Raw genomic sequence first — 17,060 nt, 5'->3', positions numbered from 1 at the left:
TCAAGCCCTTCTCTCCCAAGGGCTCACGCCCCCTTCACATTACCTTCCATTTTCTGTTATAGAATAATTACGTTCCCGCCTTTTTCCCGATTTTCGCCCAAAATTGTACCGATTTCGCAATGATTTTTATAAAAAAATTTCGTTCCTTTTCGAATAAATACGGAGTAGATGGTGAGGGGCCATTTGATTTAAAACGTGTGAAAAAAACACTAGAAAGGATACCGATTCAATAGCGTGAGGAAACCAACTGAAAAAGAACTTGAGTTGGACTAAACCCTTGCTGAACAAAGGATTGGAGGAATATAGAATTAAAAAAACGATTGGATTCGGATTGAATTTTGATTGAAAATGGGATTGGACTACAATTGGAACCCCAACGAATTTTACACAAAAAAACCGAAGGTCTGCCGGGAAAAATACCGGAAAAACCTTCGGATAAGGAACAGGCTCCCCATACCAAGCAAATAATATCAAATTTACAGTCAAACTCTTTGAGCTAGAACCAGCTCGAACTTTTTTTAGTATTGATATAAATCTCAACACGATATGATGATAATGAATAAAAAATGAAAGGAATGATGTGAATATGACAACTTTATATCGAATCAATGTGTTCGAAGACGAATTCCATTCCAAAGTAGTAACAAGGGTTAAATACAATGAAATCCTTGATTATTGGGATGGTCACAATTGGACAAATGGTGGAGTAGGAAGGCATTTGGGTATCACTAAGCTAAAAGATGGCAGGTATGTACTCATTTACGGTACACAATGGCAAGGAGAAAAAGATTATGGGAGGGTTGTTTCGCCAGAGGAAGCCTTACATGAGATATTAAAGTCTCACAATACAGAGCTTTTGACTCTGAAAAAGTTTAAGGATTTGAAAACTTTAGCAGAAGAAAAATAGATTATCGGTGACATTGAATACGAAAGGAAATAAAAGACCTAAAGGAGAACATTCTCCTTTTTATTACTTGAATCTATAAAACTGAGTTAAGATTGAGTACGTAATGCTCTACTGCACTCTTTTCTCTATTTTCCATATTATAGATGAAATATTACAAACCAAACTAAATTCTTCTTTCCTCCTATGTATACCCCAAATAAACCCTTCCGAAATCCCGCTCCTCAAATCCGCATTCTTCCGTTCGAGTTATAATAAAGATTTCCGACTGAACCCCTATTTTGGACCATTTTCGATTCAAATATGACCGTTTTTCCGCCTGTTTTTCCTCATTTTTTTCACCTTTTTTCGAGAGTTAAAATAAAGTCCTCCGATTTTGGAAGAAGGAGAAAAGGAGAAAAAGAATAAGGGAAATAAGAAAAAGCATTGAGAAAAGATTGAATGAGACCTTCGGTCTCTTATTGAATAAATACCTGAGTGAAATATTGAAAAAAGCCTGAATTGGTAAGGGTTCAAACAGGATTAAGTTAGGATAAAACTATTGAATTTTTATTGATTTCCTATTGAATTATAACAGAAAAAAGCCCGGGTTCCTAATGAGGAAAAACCGGGATGATATTGAGTCAGAGTCGAAAATCGGAAATGTTTATTTTCACTGTAATCGAGCCTGAATCGGAAATGTTTTTTTTGGTTCGGAAGAGTTTAATATTGGGTTACATATTCAACGTTAATCTCGCCACTGCCTCCACATGCATCGTTTGAGGAAACATATCCACAGGCTGTACTTCTTCTGTCTTATAGCCACCATCCTCTAATATGCGCAAATCACGAGCTAAAGTCGCTGGATTACAGGACACATAGACGACTTTCTTTGGCTTCATATCAAGAATTGTTTGCAGTAATGCTTCATCACAGCCTTTTCTTGGTGGATCTACTACTAAAACATCTGCTTCATTTCCTTCTTTATACCAGTTGGGGATAACTACTTCTGCTTCTCCTACTGCAAAATCGACATTGTGGATATCATTTAACACAGCGTTATTTCTTGCATCTTCAATTGCTTGTGGGACAATTTCAACTCCAAATACTTTCCTTGCCTTTTTTGCCAAAAATAAAGAAATGGTGCCGATTCCACAATAGGCATCAATTACTTTCTCTTCTCCACTCAAATCAGCATACTCCAATGCTTTCTCATAAAGCACCTTTGTTTGTTCCGGATTTACTTGATAAAAAGAACGAGCTGAAATAGCAAATCTTACATCGCCAATATAATCCGTAATCGTCTCTTCTCCCCAAAGTACGCGAGTAGTATCTCCCATTATCACATTTGTTTTTTTGTTATTCACATTGTGGATAATCGATTTAATATTTGGCACCTTTTGAACAATTTCATCAACAATTGCTTTGCGATTGGGGATATCCTGTGTACGGGTAATTAAGACAATCATGATTTCCTTCGTAACCAATCCTCTTCTTACCATAATATGACGTAAATCTCCCTTATGACGAGCTTCGTCATATGCACGAACCCCATATTTTGAACAAATATCTTTTACTGTATTTACGACATAATCATTTTCTTCTTGTTGGATGAGGCATTGCTCCATATTAATAATTTGATGAGAGCGCTGTTGATAAAATCCGCCAATGAGGCCACCTTCTTGTTCTCCAATTGGAACTTGGGATTTATTACGGTAACGCCAAGGGTTTTCCATCCCGAGTGTTGGATGAACAATCGTATTGATTTTTCCAATTCGTTCTAAAACATCCTTCACGTGTTTATGTTTTGTTTTCAATTGTCCTTCATAGCTTAAATGCTGTAATTGACAGCCGCCGCATTCCTTGTATATAAGGCATGGCGCTTCTACACGATAGGGACTTCTTTCTTTAATCTCTAGCAGACGACCAAAACCGTAATTCTTATTTGTTTTAATTACTTTTACAGTTGCTTTTTCACCTGGAAGTCCATTGGGGATAAAGAGGGGGTAACCATCTATCTTTGCCACACCTGAACCTTCATGGGTTAAATCTTCAAAAACTATATCTATTATATCGTTCTTTTGAACGGGTAATGTTTTACTCATTATCGTCTTCCTTTACGTCGATATTTCCGAAAAAAATAAGCGTGGTAATTGTATCATATTATGAGGAAAGCGTCATTGGTATATACATAATCTTTGAATGTTACCCAAAACAAAAAGTGAGGGGATTTCTTCTTCCACTCACTCCTTATTATTGTCTATTTGTAACATCTCTTTATAATCCTTGACATCTGGTCGGTCTTCATCGCGAATCGCGTCAAGCGGTACAAATAACTCAAAATGACGATACAAATTAATAAATTCAGCTGGCAATAATCCGCCAAATTCTCCATCAAGATTTACTTGTACTTTCTCATCTGAGCTAACCTTTATATAATTCGCATTCGTATAAATGACATTAGGATCATTTATATGTTCTCCACGTAACGCAAGGCTCGCAATTCGAATAAACTCTGCAAGGTTTGCCTTTTTTAAGATCAATAGAGAGAATAACCCATCATTAATAGATGCGCCAGGGGCTAATTTTTCGAAACCGCCAACAGAATTAGTCAGACCTACAAGAAACAACATGGCTTCTCCATCAAATAACTTGCCGTCGTACTCGATTCTGACATGCGAAGCTTTAATGAAAGGCAGCATTTCGATACCTTTTAAATAGTATGCTAGCTGTCCAAGCATGGTTTTCAATTTACTAGGAACTTCATAAGAAATTTCTGTTAAATGTCCGCCACCACTAATATTAATGAAGTATTTGTCATTCATTCTTCCAATATCAATCGGAATAGTATCACCTTTTGCAATAACATCTACTGCACCAATGACATCTCTAGGAATATGCAATGCTCTTGCGAAATCATTTGTCGTTCCTACTGGAATAATTCCAAGCTTTGGACGATATTCCTGTTCTGCCATTCCATTGACTACTTCATTAATCGTTCCATCACCGCCTGCAGCTATGACGAGATCAAATCGTCTTTCTACGGCTACTCTCGCTGCATATGTTGCGTCCTCTGGTCCAGTCGTTGCATGACAGGAAGTTTCATACCCTGCCTCTTCTAATCTTTTTAGCACCTCTGGTAAATGTCTTTTAAAAGCTTCCCGACCTGAAGTAGGATTATATATTATTCTTGCCCTTTTCATATTCATCATCCTATAATCAAGATTCAATTTTTTCCATAACCAATAACATCATATACGATACTACTTGCTTAGGCAATGTTTAACTCTAGTTATTACCATGATATGTATCTTTTTTCATGATAAATGTCCATGTCTCAAGCATCTTCCCACATTATAACCCAATCTATTAGTTCATCATACTTTTCTCATTCTTATTCCTGTTTTTTTCTATTAATCAAACGTTTGATTAACTTTTTTTCGCCATTCCTTACAGCTATTCATCCTTTATAGAGGAATTTTGACAAAATAGAAAGACAGAAATTGCTAGACAATGCCTTATTCAAAAAGAAAGATCTTCCTCCATATTTAATCATCTGAGTCCAATCTTTCCTCCTTTTATTAATGATTTGTTACATTTAAAGTACCACTATCAAAAATGTTAATGGAAGAGCCACCCTTCCCTTTTTGCAAAAATGCATTAGTTATTTCTTCTATATGCTTCTTTTCTTTATTTGGAAATTCCCAATCCTCCTGTTCCTGATTGTTAATGAGTGTATCATCTACGGAAACTTTCACATTTTTTGTTTCATCTAATATTAAATCAATTTGTGGAACATTATTGATTGTCCAATTATTTTTTAAATTACGCGGATTTACTGTAATGTCATTTTGCAAATCAATAATATCTAACTTTTTGCTCGTTGGAACAAGAATAGTAGTATTTATAGAAGCATAGTCTCTGTAAAATTCAGAAACGCGATATGGCAATTGCTTTAAACGGATAAATAACGTATCACCCTTTTGCGATACAAGTAAATAATCCTCTGGCTTTAAAACATCTTCCTTCTTCGATTGAACAGCTCGATAGGTTCCAAATAGAGAAAGAACATCATCGTTTGTTCCTTCAATCGTAATTGGATTTTGCCGATTGTCAGATTCAATGACAATTCTTTTAATATCGTCCTTCATTGCATAATTAAATTCAGGTAAATCACTTGTTACTTCCTCTCTTTTTAACCCTTGTTCAACTAAATCCATAATCCCTGAGGATTGGAGAAAGACCATTGCAATTCCAGCTGTCCCAATTATTCCAACGATAATGATGCTGAAAAGATCAAAGCTTAAATATGGTTTTTCTTGTTTAGAAGAAAACAAGTATAATAAAATTTCTATTCCAAGAATAACTAAAATAATTGGCCACCAAACTTTTAAAACAGTCACTATTTTCCAATCAAAAAACTGCGTAAATAATAGAAATACACCAAGAAATACTAAAGATAAGCCCATCGAAAAAGTGCCCACTCGCCATGTTCGCATTCTCTTCTCTCCTTATGTAAAGCCTTAGCTATTTTGAAACAGCTACAAAAAAGCAAGGCCATAACTTAGATTTTTTTCTTCTTCGTCCCTTTTAGTAGATGAATACCACCGATAATAAGAACTAAGCACACAATTCCTGTCTGGAAATATTGATAAAAGAAAAAGTGTAAATCAATATTTATTTCCTTTTGGATAATAGGGGAAAAGATCGGCAAAATAATATTAATCATTAAATAATATAAACCAACTACTAGTAGACCAATGCCAAACCATTTTTGATAGTTAATCAAATAAGCAATAACAGGGACGTCCTCCAACTCTTCTTCTCCTACTTTCGAGGCCTTTTGTAATCCGTCAAAGAAACTGTAGAACCAGATAATCGGAATAACGAATAAAAATAGCCCTAATCTTAATTCGTTAAGAATAAAAATAGAGAACAAGAATGCAGCCATTAGCTGAATCCCTCTTTGCTGTAACCCTAAATATAAATGCCCTGCACCAGGAAACACTGATAAGAAGGTCGCAATAAATTTGCTTTTCTTTCCCTCTTCTCTGTTCTTTTCAAAGTCTTGAAAAATTGTAATATCTTCTAATGCTTCTCCTTTTAGTTTTTTATTAAACTGCTGAGAAACGTCGTAAAAACCATAAACCCAGATTACTGGCAAAATCGCTAAAAATAGAAGAAACTCATTTGTATAGGTCAAAAACGCGATAAATATAATCATAATTCCTAAGCCTAAAAATGTCGTTAGGAGGGTTATTCCTCGATAAACTAATCCTAATTGGATATGACCTAATCCAGGGAAAAACGATAAAACAATCGTATAAAACCGCTCAGACTCCGTTGTTTTTGCCAGTATAGGTGCAGCCTCCCCAGTTTCAGAATCCGCTGCCAAACTTACTCGTTTCTTTAAATAGCTGCTGGTTGTAATTAATGTGTCGATAAAACTAATGCAGTATATAATAAAACCAATAAAAACTACTATAAATGTTAACTCATTGAGAGATCCTGCACTAAGCATCACAATGGACACAAACGCTAGTCCAAATACTGCTAGCCCATAAAAAAAGCCTCGCAGCTTTTTTCCAATATAGAATAGCCCGCCTCCTGGAAAAAATGCTAAGATTGTCGCGACAATCGGGTTTTTCATTTTTTAACTTCCTCCTTCTTACTACCATCAAATGAATCCATCCAGGCAAATGTCTTATCCACTAAGCCACCTGATTTTGGCTCATTTTTAAAAGATACTTCCGTTTTTTGAATTGTTTCTGTATGTTTTACAATGGACTGAAAAAATCCTGCCGACATGAGAATCAAAGTAAGACTCGCGGCAATTGCATAATGGAATATGGATGACTGATAAATACGACGTTTCTTTTCTTCTGTTGTTTTTATCTCCATATTTTCATAGGATATTTTTTGCATAATATCATTCATAAAAGCTGCTTCATCTGAAATTGAAGGAAGTGTCTCCTCTTGCTTGTCTACTGCATCTATATATAATTCTAAGCATTGATCGCATGTATACAAATGATCTTCGAGTAGTGATCTTTCCTTCTCACCTAGTTCATCTTTTACATACTTCATCCAATAATCTTTAGAATAATGTGCTGTCATAAAAATTCTTCCTCCTTCCAATGCGTTTTGATCCAGAGTCTTGCGCGATACAGCTTCGTTTCAATTGTTTTCACTTGAACATTTTGTTCTGCTGCCATTTCTTGATAACTTTTTTCTTGAATGTAAAAACCATAAATGACGTCCCTGTAATTAGCGGGGACTTCCTCCAGTCTTTTCTGCACAAGTCTTTGTCGTTCGCGCCTCAACACTTCTAGTTCTACATCATCAGTCTGAGAGCCTCCTATATGGGATTCCAATTCTTCTGCCATCTCTTCTTTTCTTCTTTGTTTTTTTCTTCTCATATCAATAGCATGATTGATAGCAATTCTTGTTATCCATGTTTTAAATCCTTGATTCTCATATTTGGGGAGAGAGGTATAGATTTTAATAAACACTTCTTGTGTAGCATCTTCCGCTTCTTTTTGGTCCTTTAAAATGCTATATATCGAACGAAACAAGTAGTCCCGATGCTTTTCTACTAACAAACGAAATGCGTGATCATTTCCTGCTTTTATCTTTTCAATTAATACTTGATCACTAATGGCCTCTCCCCCCTTTCCTGCCATTCTATAATAATAGACGGTATTGGATGGTCATACCCCTACAGTTTTTTTATTTTTTTCATGCTTATAGACTCTCTTTTGTAATAGTATCATTATTACATGAAACTTTTTAGCCTTACTTTCGTATTTCATCTATAGCAAATTATCAAAAGGAGAATGTGCATGCATTATTTATTTGCATTACTAGCTTTAACACTAAATCCATTTATATGGAAAAGTCATTTTCATAAAAAAATATTTCTTGTCTTTCAAATTACTCGCTTACTCGCTGGGATTCTTATCATATTTTGTCTTGATTACTTTCAACTAGTTGATCATTCTTTACAGGCTCTCTTTAAATTCGGCTCTATTTTTCTTGCCTTTTTCTTACTCTTAGACTTACTATTTGGAAAGGTAAAGGGATACAGAATAACTGGAATTTTATTCCTGTATTTTGTCTTATTTAGCCTATATGTCCAATTTATTTATCCTTTAACGATTACAGGAGATAAATATCAGTTTGTTCAGGAAAAAGCAACCGTTATTGATAAAGAAGCTGTTTCCACAAATGAAAAGCATATTGTTGTTGTTCCTGAAAGCTACGCACGCTATCGAAGTGAGAAAAAACTTGGAGAGGTTTCTCATCCTTCCTATTACGATTTAGGAACCTCTACCTTGCAAAAGATTAATGATCATCTGTATTGGGTAACACCGATTGAATATACTGGCTTCTTCAAATGGATCAAAGGAGACGACGTGCCTGGTTTTATTAAAATGAGTGCAGAGGATGAAAATGAGGATGCCATTTTGGTTAAATCATCCATGAAATATGTACCTTCTGCATTCTTCCAAGAAGACTTAAAAAGATTAGTAAGAAGTAAGCACAAAGATACAATTTTACTTGAAGCCAGCTTCGAGCCAGACGATAATGATAAACCATATTATGTCGTACCATATGGTCAGTACAATAAATTCCGCGAGATAGTAGATATTAAAGGAATATATATTATTGACCCTGCCACTGGGAAAATAAAGGATTATGGAATGGACAATATACCTGATTTTATTGATCATGTTATTCCTACAAGTGTGGCGGAAGATTGGAATGAATGGTATGGTAAATATATTCACGGCTTCTGGAATACACTATTTGCAAAAGAAGATATGAAACTACCAACTGCTTGGGAAGATATGAATGAAGTAAATGGCGTTTTTAATGAAGACTTACAATTGCATTGGTTTACTGACTTCACACGTCCAAAAACAGATAGTGGAAGCATGGTTGGCTATTCGATGCTTAATGCTCGTACTGGGGCTCTTACCTTCTACACAGAGGCAAATGGATCTTTAAATGGAAAATCCGCCATAAATGTTGCAGAGAAAACCTTCCGTGCTCAAAAATACGAGGCTGGTACTCCGCTACTCTATACGATTTATGGTCAGTTCACATGGGTTGTTCCGCTCATGGACAGCAATCATGTATTAAGAGAAATTATGTTAATCAACGCCAAGGATGAAAAAGTTTATAGTTATCATACAGAAAAAACAAAGCTGTTTAATGATTATAAATATGCGCTTGTCACCTTATTAAAGAATGATAAAACCGTTCCTAACAATATCGCGGACAAAAAAACAATCACTGGCACTATCGACTATGTATATAAAGCAGAAGTAGAAAATAGCACGATTGTTAAATTTATGTTAGAAGGAAATAAAACCATTTTCCAAGTTTCGTCAAATGATTTCCCTTATAGTATTTTCCTAGAAAAAGGGATGCAGCTAACCGTAGATTATGTGGATACAGAAGAAATGATCGTTACGGTTGAAAAATTAAAAATTAGCAATCAAGAATTAAATAATTAAAAGTCTTTCCTATGCAAATACCTAAAAAGAATGGAATTTAACAAAAAAATAGTATCTATTGTTTATAATATAGGGAGAAGGGAACAAACTTCTCCCTCTTTCTGCATAGAATAAAAAAGGAGAACAAAGATAGTGTTTTAAACTAGTAAACTTCATTTATAGGAAAGGAGTAATGTATTTGCTTATTCTACTATTAGCTTCCTACTTAATTGGTTCTTTTCCGACCGCCTTAATTATTGGTAAAGTTTTTTACGGCATTGATATTCGGAAACATGGAAGCAATAATCCAGGAGCGACTAATTCGATTCGCGTGTTAGGCAAAAAAGCCGGAATTGCTGTTCTTCTACTCGATGTTGGAAAAGGAGCACTCGCGGCAAGTCTGCCCTACTTACTAATGGTAGATGTTAATCCCTTATATACTGGATTGATAGCTGTTGTTGGTCATTGTTTTCCAATCTTTGCAGGTTTTCGCGGCGGAAAGGCAATCGCTACAACTGCTGGCACCTTACTCGTTGCTAATCCTGCTCTATTTTTGATTTCCTATTTCGCTTTCTTTGCTATTATAATTATTACAAAATATGTGTTTCTTGGTAGTATTTCTGTTGGAATAACCATCTTCTTATATGCGCTATTTTCACCCGATATCCAGCATGACTGGCTCTTTTTCTTGTTTTTATTACTATTAATCTTTTTACATCGCTCTAATATTATAAATTTTATTCATCACAAAGAACCTAAAGTAAACGATAAAAACGTAAAAAAGGATCGAATTAACCCGAAGAAGATTGTCTAATCCCCTTCTTTGGACAAGCTTTTTAAGAAATTGTTGATTATGAACTTTTCCTGGGAAATACTGTCGAATGGTTGGAAATCAAATCAGGGAGTTGCTCTTTGGAGAGCAGCTCCTTTATTTTTGTAGTTTTTTGGTGGTAAGGAGTGCTTGCTGGGATGAGGTGGTTTGGTTGATATTCCTCTGTTTGGCTGATTTCCTCCTCGCTTTGGCTGATTCCCTCCTCACTTTGGCTGATTTCCTCCCCGCTTTGGCTGATTCCCCACTCACTTTGGCTGATTTCCTCCTCACTTTGGCTGATTCCCCACTCACTTTGGCTGATTCCCTCCTCACTTGGCTGATTTCCTCCTCACTTTGGCTGATTCCCCACTCACTTTGGCTGATTCCCTCCTCACTTTGGCTGATTTCCTCCCCGCTTTGGCTGATTCCCTCCTCACTTTGGCTGATTCCCCATTCACTTTGGCTGATTCCCTCCCCACTTTGGCTGATTCCCTCCCCGCTTTGGCTGATTCCCCACTCACTTTGGCTGATTCCGTCCTCGCTCAAATACCATTTATATCAGCCACTATCGAAATTCACTTAATTCCACTTAATAAAGCTATTTTTTCCATACTATCCTCCTTTCTCCATAAAAAAAGCTGCCAACAAAGAACATTTGCTGGCAGCTAAAGAGATAAATCTTCTTATTATCTTTTATTCATTTCCTGAACTAATAACTTGTTGACCATTTGTGGATTTGCTTGGCCTTTTGTTGCTTTCATTAATTGCCCAACAAGGAAACCAATTGCTTTTTGTTTTCCGTTTTTAAAGTCTTCTATGGATTGCGGATTATTATCTAACACTTCACCAATAATTTTCAGTAATGCACCTTCGTCAGAGATTTGCACTAGCCCCTTCTCTTTTACAATGGCTTCCGCATCGCCGCCGTTTTCAATCAGTTCTTTAAAAACTTGTTTCGCAATCTTACTGGAGATTGTCCCATTTCCAATCAGCTTAATCATGCCAGCAAGGTTTTCTGGAGTAAGCTTTACTTCAGCCAGCTCCTTTTGTTCGGCATTTAAATAAGCAGAGACATCTCCCATTACCCAGTTAGAAGCTAACTTTGGCTCGGCTCCATTTGCCACAGTACCTTCAAAGAAGTCAGCCATTTCCTTCGTAACGGTTAATACTTTTGCATCGTACTCTGGTAAGCCCCATTCTTCCATATAGCGCTTTTGTCTTGCATCTGGCAACTCTGGAATTTCCGCACGGATTCTTGCCTTCCAGTCTTCATCAATATATAAATCTGGTAAATCCGGCTCAGGGAAGTAGCGATAATCATCAGAACCTTCTTTTACACGCATTAACAATGTCGTACTTGTTGCCTCATCAAAGCGGCGTGTTTCCTGATTAATAACACCGCCGGAAGAAACAACTTCTCTTTGACGTTGCTCTTCGTATTCTAATCCTTTGCGGACAAAGTTAAAGGAGTTTAAGTTTTTCAGCTCTGTCTTTGTTCCAAATTCCGCTTGTCCTACTGGACGAATGGAAATGTTGGCATCACAGCGCAAAGAACCTTCTTCCATTTTACAGTCAGATACACCTGTGTATTGAATGATGGATTTCAATTTTTCTAAATATGCGTATGCTTCATTTGGTGTACGAATATCTGGCTCAGAAACGATTTCAATTAATGGCGTTCCTTGACGGTTGAAGTCCACTAACGAATATCCTTTCTCATGATTCAATTTCCCAGCATCCTCTTCTAAATGAACACGAGTAATGCCAATTCTTTTTTTATAGCCATCGACTTCAATTTCAATCCATCCATGTTCACCAATAGGCTTATCAAATTGAGAGATTTGGTAAGCTTTCGGATTGTCCGGATAAAAATAGTTTTTACGGTCAAATTTCGTTTCTGTAGCTATTTCACAATTTAATGCCAGAGAAGCTTTCATGCCATATTCTACAGCCTTTTTATTTAAAACAGGCAGTACACCCGGATATCCTAAATCTACTACTGTTGTGTTTGTATTTGGTGCAGCGCCAAAATGGTTAGGACTTGCGGAAAATATTTTTGATTGTGTTTTTAACTCTACATGGACTTCTAGCCCAATGACTGTTTCAAATTCCATTTTTTTCACCCCTTACAGCGTTGGTTTTTGTTTATGATAGTCTGTAGCCTGTTCAAACGCATACGCTACTTTATAAACAGATGCTTCATCAAAGTGTTTTCCAATAATTTGTAAACCAAGCGGTAAACCGTTAGAGAATCCACAAGGAACAGAAATACCTGGAACTCCAGCAAGGTTCACTGGAATTGTTAAAATATCATTTGCATACATAGTTAAAGGATCATCTACCTTTTCTCCCAATTTAAAGGCAGGAGTCGGTGTAGTTGGACCAACAATTACATCATATTCTTCAAAAACATCTTCAAAGTCTTTTTTAATAAGAGTACGTACCTTTTGTGCTTTTTTATAATAAGCGTCATAGTAGCCAGAGCTTAAAGCAAAAGTACCAAGCATAATTCTACGCTTCACTTCATCTCCGAACCCTTCAGCACGAGAACGTTTGTATAGATCGATTAACGTTTCCGCATTATCCGCACGATATCCATAACGAACTCCATCAAAACGAGATAGGTTTGCTGATGCTTCTGAAGAAGATAGTAAATAGTAAGTTGCCAGGGCATATTTACTATGTGGCAGGGATACTTCTTCCCATGTTGCCCCTAATTTTTCCAATACTTTCAAAGCATCTAGAACTGATTGGCGCACAACTTCGCTAACACCCTCTGCTAGATACTCTTTCGGCACAGCTATTTTCATGCCCTTAATATCTCCAGTAAGCCCCTTTGTAAAATCAGGAACCTCTACATTTGCCGACGTAGAATCCATTGGATCTACTCCAGAAATAGCATTAAGTAAGAAAGCATTATCTTCTACCGTACGTGTAATTGGGCCGATTTGATCCAATGAGGAGGCAAATGCTACTAAGCCAAAACGAGAAATTCTTCCATATGTAGGTTTTAAGCCGACCACTCCGCAAAATGCTGCTGGTTGACGAATAGAACCACCAGTATCTGATCCAAGAGAAAATAATACCTCCCCTGCTGCTACAGATGCTGCTGATCCACCTGATGATCCACCAGGAACGGTCTCAAGATTCCAAGGGTTTTTCGTCTTTTGATAATAGGAATTCTCAGTTGAAGAACCCATAGCAAATTCATCCATATTAAGTTTTCCAATTGTTATTGCTCCTGCTGCTTGCAGCTTGTCTATAACTGTAGCATTATAAATCGGCTGGAAATTTTCTAAGATTCTGCTTGAACAGGTTGTTCTTAAATTCTTCGTAACAATATTATCTTTGATACCAATTGGCATTCCGAATAAGCTGCCTGAATGTTCCCCGTTCACTAATTTACTATCTAATTCACTAGCTTTAGATAAAGCATTTTCTTCATCTAATGTTAAAAATGCTTGTACTTTCTCATCTACATCTTTTATACGACTATACGATTCCTTTACTAAATCCGATACAGATATCTCTTTTTTATGTAATAGTTCTTGTAAATCTGTCATTTTTTGATCAAAAAGACTCATGTAGTTTCCCCTCCTTACTCCATAATAGATGGAACTTTAATTTGCCCATCTTGATGATCTGGTGCGTTACGTAAAACTTCCTCAACAGGCAGACCTTTTGTTGGTACATCTTCACGCAACACATTTTTCATATCTAAAACGTGGGAAGTTGGCTCGATCCCCTCTGTGTCTAGCTCATTTAGTTCTTCTGCAAAAGAAATAATAGCATCTAATTGCTTTTGAAAAAGCTCTGCTTCCTCTTCTGATATTTCAAGTCTAGCAAGATTGGCAACATGTTTTACTTCTTCCTTTGTTATTCTTGACATTATGTATGTCACCTCCATCATTATACGTACAACACAATAATCTGATAATAGCAAACAAATCAATAGGAAAGCAACCGAAAGAAGGAATATATCTTGTCAGAAGGCGATTTCTACAAAAAATAATGTCTTTCCACTACCATTAACCTAATTGAATTTCCATTAGCTATTTCCAAAATAAAAAATCTTTACATTTAATCAGTATCATTTCTCTTATTATACCATCTTGTCTAAGATGATTGTCCCTTCCTTTAAATACAAAAAAAGAAGAGCTGTTTTCTCTTCTTTTTTTATGGTATATTTTCCTCATCAGAAGTAAGGAGTGGCTCATACATCATTATTGCATGGTTTTCTGTAATATACTCTTCTTCCAATAATACTCCTCTCCTGTTATACTTTTTCCGATAAATTTGGTTATGGCGGATATAACCTCCGAAATAAGCGGGGGTTATTTGGTGTGCCTTTTCAAATACATCATAACGATATAAACTTGGCGATGCTCCTCTCCATTCTCCTTTCAAATGAGAATCTGTCACTTCGAGGCATAGTTGAAAAGAGGTATCTGTTTCATTCTTAATTTGCAGGTCTAAATAATTGTAGGAACAGGTTGCTCCACTTCCGAACGGCTGTGTTCTGTTAGAATCCGGAAAAACATCATAACTATGCCGATGTCTTTCCACTACGGTTAACGGGGTATGCAAGGCCATCCAATAAATAAGATTAGACAACTGACATAGTCCCCCGCCAACGCCCGTCCGATAACTTCCTGCAAAAAGAACCATGCCATCAACGTAACCTTTTTTATATGTCGGCCTTCCAATTGTTCTCCAATAGGAAAAGGTTTCTCCTGGTTCTAGTACGATCTGATTTATTTTTGAAACAGCTATTTTCAAATTAACAATTTTATTATATTGCAGTTTCATATCTACATCTTTTAGTTCTCTTAAGAGCATTGTTTTATGGGTAAAATAAGAATGGGGTAATAAAGCGGTTTGTTTTTTCATCGCATATTGTTTTCTTGCTATGATCCATTGGGTATATCTTTTGGTTATATAGTATTTCTTTCCGACATAAAGGCGCAAGGCTGATCTTTTTTTTGGTCTTAACGCTGTGATATCCATATTCACTCTCCATTTTTTCCCTTTTCCTACTTTATTTCGCTAATTACTTATAAACTCCTTCTTTTTCAGGTTATTCTCTGCAAATAGATAGGAAAAGGAAGCAAAATCCGCTACAATAGTTTATATTTAGAAGAAGACTAAAAAGCTAGGTGACAAAAATGAATGAATTAGATGCATTAAAATTAGAAAATCAACTTTGTTTTCTTTTATATGCAAGTTCTCGTGAATTGACGAAAAAATATAAACCATTGTTGGAAGAGCTCGATGTAACGTATCCACAGTACTTAGTACTTTTACTACTTTGGGAGCATAAAAGCCTTAGTGTAAAGGAAATGGGACATCATTTATATCTTGATTCGGGTACATTAACACCGATGCTAAAAAGAATGGAACAGCAACAACTACTAGAACGCAAACGTTCCCTTGAAGATGAGCGCTCGGTACTAATTACATTAACGGAAAAAGGTGCTTCTTTACAACAAAAAGCTGAGTGTATTCCAACAGAGATCCTAAAACTTTTCGAAAAATCGGATAAGGAAATCAATGATTTAAAGCAATCCCTTCAATTGCTTTTGCAAAATTTAACGAAATAACATAAGGAAATATAAAAGAGAGAAGAAGAAATTTCAAATTCCTTCTTCTCTCTTTTACAAAATATTAAGCTGTAACAACTTCTAATTGTACCTCGATATTACCTCTTGTTGCTTTTGAGTACGGGCAGAAATTATGAGCTTTGTGTACTAAATTCTCTAGTACTGTCTTTTCAATTCCAGTTCCTTTTACAGATAACTTAACACTTAGTTTAAATCCTTGATCTGTTTCATCCTTTAATAAGCTGACACTAGCTGTTGTTTCAGATTCAAAATTAACTTTTTCTCTCTGTGCCATTAATTGTAGCGCCCCGTCAAAACATGCTGCATATCCTGCTGCAAATAATTGCTCTGGATTTGTCGCATCTTCCAATTCCTTCGCTCTTTGTGTACCTGGCATAGCTGTATCAAATTGAATAACATAATCTTCAGATTCTACTCTTCCTTCTCTTCCTCCAGTTGCTGTAACAGACGTTGTAAGAATTGTATCGCTCATGATTCATTCCTCCAATAAATTTTGTTTTTACAATTACATTGTACACAATATAATTGGACAACACAAATGTTTTTTACTTTCTTTCTTTTTTTATTTACCTATTTCAAGAGAAGTAAACATGCACGCAATGTTAATCCATAATAAAAAGCCCAAAAGATTTTCTTTTGGGCCATTTCTTATTTACTAAACCATTTTCCAATCGTCGTAAGCAATCCCTTTTTCTGATCTGTTTTTGAAGATTCCTCTGCAACTAAATCCGTTTTTGGCTCTCCGATATATATATCTTCTTTATTAATCGCATGATCAAAAGCAATTAATAAACCAATATCACTGTCTGCCTCCTTATTGGTTACAATCGTGTATTCCATATGGGCTTCGTTAGCTTCCTTGATATACTTCGATAAGTACGAATAGTCTAGATGACCATTTAAATATAGCTTCGCACCCGGATTCTGTTTCATCGCATCTAATATTTCCTTATAGGGGGATGGTTCCATTACTTGTGATTGCTGTAATGCAATCACCACTCTTTCTCTTAAGGTACTGAGAAATTTTCTTCGTTCTTCTGGCTTTGTTTCCTTCGCCCCATACATCCCCTTTTGCATATAATCATCTAAGTTAGGGTTTGATGACATACTCACAACTCCTTTAAATAGATTCCTCTTTCCATACTATACTCTAATCCGCTAGTAAAAAACCTTGTACCTTTTTGAACTTTTTTTGTCATCATACAAAAAAAAGAGTGACAAGCATCATTCATTCCACTCGTTTA

17 protein-coding genes are annotated in these 17,060 nt (G+C 36.0%); 4 read left to right on the top strand and 13 right to left on the bottom strand.

Features of this window, described 5'->3' with window-relative positions; genetic code table 11:
• Positions 1 to 586: 586 nt before the first annotated feature.
• On the top strand, positions 587 to 907 hold the full coding sequence (locus NX902_RS03015) for a hypothetical protein (RefSeq protein WP_018665455.1): 321 nt from the start codon (positions 587 to 589) through the stop codon (positions 905 to 907).
• A gap of 710 nt (positions 908 to 1,617) precedes the next feature.
• On the opposite strand, the gene rlmD is transcribed toward NX902_RS03015, so the two are convergent.
• The 6 genes from rlmD to NX902_RS02985 form a co-directional block, all read right to left on the bottom strand.
• Positions 1,618 to 2,988: a 23S rRNA (uracil(1939)-C(5))-methyltransferase RlmD gene (gene rlmD, locus NX902_RS03010; protein ID WP_163187602.1), complete on the bottom strand. Its 1,371-nt coding sequence runs from the start codon at positions 2,986 to 2,988 to the stop codon at positions 1,618 to 1,620.
• Positions 2,989 to 3,126: 138 nt separating this feature from the next.
• Positions 3,127 to 4,086: a diacylglycerol kinase gene (locus NX902_RS03005; protein ID WP_095333395.1), complete on the bottom strand. Its 960-nt coding sequence runs from the start codon at positions 4,084 to 4,086 to the stop codon at positions 3,127 to 3,129.
• Positions 4,087 to 4,464: 378 nt separating this feature from the next.
• Positions 4,465 to 5,382, bottom strand: a complete 918-nt coding sequence (locus NX902_RS03000; protein WP_095333397.1) for a hypothetical protein — start codon at positions 5,380 to 5,382, stop codon at positions 4,465 to 4,467.
• Between the two features lie 65 nt (positions 5,383 to 5,447).
• On the bottom strand, positions 5,448 to 6,533 hold the full coding sequence (locus tag NX902_RS02995) for a hypothetical protein (protein WP_095333400.1): 1,086 nt from the start codon (positions 6,531 to 6,533) through the stop codon (positions 5,448 to 5,450).
• A complete protein-coding gene (locus tag NX902_RS02990) occupies positions 6,530 to 7,000 on the bottom strand; it encodes a hypothetical protein (RefSeq protein WP_095333402.1) in 471 nt (156 codons plus the stop codon). Before NX902_RS02990 ends, NX902_RS02995 begins: the two co-directional genes overlap by 4 nt.
• The gene (locus tag NX902_RS02985; protein WP_164463758.1) at positions 6,997 to 7,566 is read right to left on the bottom strand and encodes an RNA polymerase sigma factor; all 570 of its coding nucleotides are present in this window, start codon (positions 7,564 to 7,566) and stop codon (positions 6,997 to 6,999) included. The genes NX902_RS02990 and NX902_RS02985 overlap by 4 nt, the downstream gene beginning before the upstream one ends.
• A 159-nt stretch (positions 7,567 to 7,725) precedes the next feature.
• Here NX902_RS02985 and NX902_RS02980 point away from each other — a divergent pair, with 159 nt between their 5' ends.
• Both NX902_RS02980 and plsY read left to right on the top strand, forming a co-directional pair.
• Positions 7,726 to 9,405 (top strand): hypothetical protein, encoded by a 1,680-nt coding sequence (locus NX902_RS02980; RefSeq protein ID WP_123258840.1) that lies wholly within the window; start codon positions 7,726 to 7,728, stop codon positions 9,403 to 9,405.
• A gap of 172 nt (positions 9,406 to 9,577) precedes the next feature.
• The gene (gene plsY / locus NX902_RS02975; protein WP_164463757.1) at positions 9,578 to 10,198 is read left to right on the top strand and encodes a glycerol-3-phosphate 1-O-acyltransferase PlsY; all 621 of its coding nucleotides are present in this window, start codon (positions 9,578 to 9,580) and stop codon (positions 10,196 to 10,198) included.
• 114 nt (positions 10,199 to 10,312) lie between these two features.
• Here plsY and NX902_RS02970 read toward each other — a convergent pair whose 3' ends face one another.
• The 5 genes from NX902_RS02970 to NX902_RS02950 form a co-directional block, all read right to left on the bottom strand.
• Positions 10,313 to 10,741: a hypothetical protein gene (locus tag NX902_RS02970; protein WP_163187600.1), complete on the bottom strand. Its 429-nt coding sequence runs from the start codon at positions 10,739 to 10,741 to the stop codon at positions 10,313 to 10,315.
• A 140-nt stretch (positions 10,742 to 10,881) separates the two neighbouring features.
• Positions 10,882 to 12,309 (bottom strand): Asp-tRNA(Asn)/Glu-tRNA(Gln) amidotransferase subunit GatB, encoded by a 1,428-nt coding sequence (gatB, locus tag NX902_RS02965; protein WP_123260016.1) that lies wholly within the window; start codon positions 12,307 to 12,309, stop codon positions 10,882 to 10,884.
• Positions 12,310 to 12,321: 12 nt separating this feature from the next.
• Entirely contained in the window at positions 12,322 to 13,779 is a 1,458-nt protein-coding gene (gene gatA / locus NX902_RS02960) for an Asp-tRNA(Asn)/Glu-tRNA(Gln) amidotransferase subunit GatA (protein ID WP_095333413.1), read from the bottom strand.
• Between the two features lie 14 nt (positions 13,780 to 13,793).
• On the bottom strand, positions 13,794 to 14,084 hold the full coding sequence (gatC, locus tag NX902_RS02955) for an Asp-tRNA(Asn)/Glu-tRNA(Gln) amidotransferase subunit GatC (RefSeq protein ID WP_095333415.1): 291 nt from the start codon (positions 14,082 to 14,084) through the stop codon (positions 13,794 to 13,796).
• Positions 14,085 to 14,371: 287 nt separating this feature from the next.
• Complete coding sequence (locus NX902_RS02950) at positions 14,372 to 15,202, bottom strand: VanW family protein (RefSeq protein ID WP_095333418.1); 831 nt, start codon at positions 15,200 to 15,202, stop codon at positions 14,372 to 14,374.
• Positions 15,203 to 15,360: 158 nt separating this feature from the next.
• On the opposite strand from NX902_RS02950, the gene NX902_RS02945 reads away from it, so the two are divergent.
• The gene (locus NX902_RS02945) at positions 15,361 to 15,795 is read left to right on the top strand and encodes a MarR family winged helix-turn-helix transcriptional regulator (protein ID WP_095333420.1); all 435 of its coding nucleotides are present in this window, start codon (positions 15,361 to 15,363) and stop codon (positions 15,793 to 15,795) included.
• Positions 15,796 to 15,859: 64 nt separating this feature from the next.
• Here the strand turns inward: NX902_RS02945 and NX902_RS02940 are convergent, their stop codons facing one another.
• Both NX902_RS02940 and NX902_RS02935 read right to left on the bottom strand, forming a co-directional pair.
• Positions 15,860 to 16,288 (bottom strand): organic hydroperoxide resistance protein, encoded by a 429-nt coding sequence (locus NX902_RS02940; RefSeq protein ID WP_047945001.1) that lies wholly within the window; start codon positions 16,286 to 16,288, stop codon positions 15,860 to 15,862.
• 176 nt (positions 16,289 to 16,464) lie between these two features.
• Positions 16,465 to 16,923 (bottom strand): DUF1694 domain-containing protein, encoded by a 459-nt coding sequence (locus tag NX902_RS02935; protein ID WP_163187598.1) that lies wholly within the window; start codon positions 16,921 to 16,923, stop codon positions 16,465 to 16,467.
• Between the last annotated feature and the right edge of the window lie 137 nt (positions 16,924 to 17,060).

It is taken from the genome of Niallia sp. FSL W8-0954 (assembly GCF_038005605.1).
Taxonomy (GTDB): domain Bacteria; phylum Bacillota; class Bacilli; order Bacillales; family Cytobacillaceae; genus Niallia; species Niallia circulans_A.
Note: the sequence above shows the minus strand (reverse complement) of the source record. Positions and strands in the feature narration are given on the sequence as shown.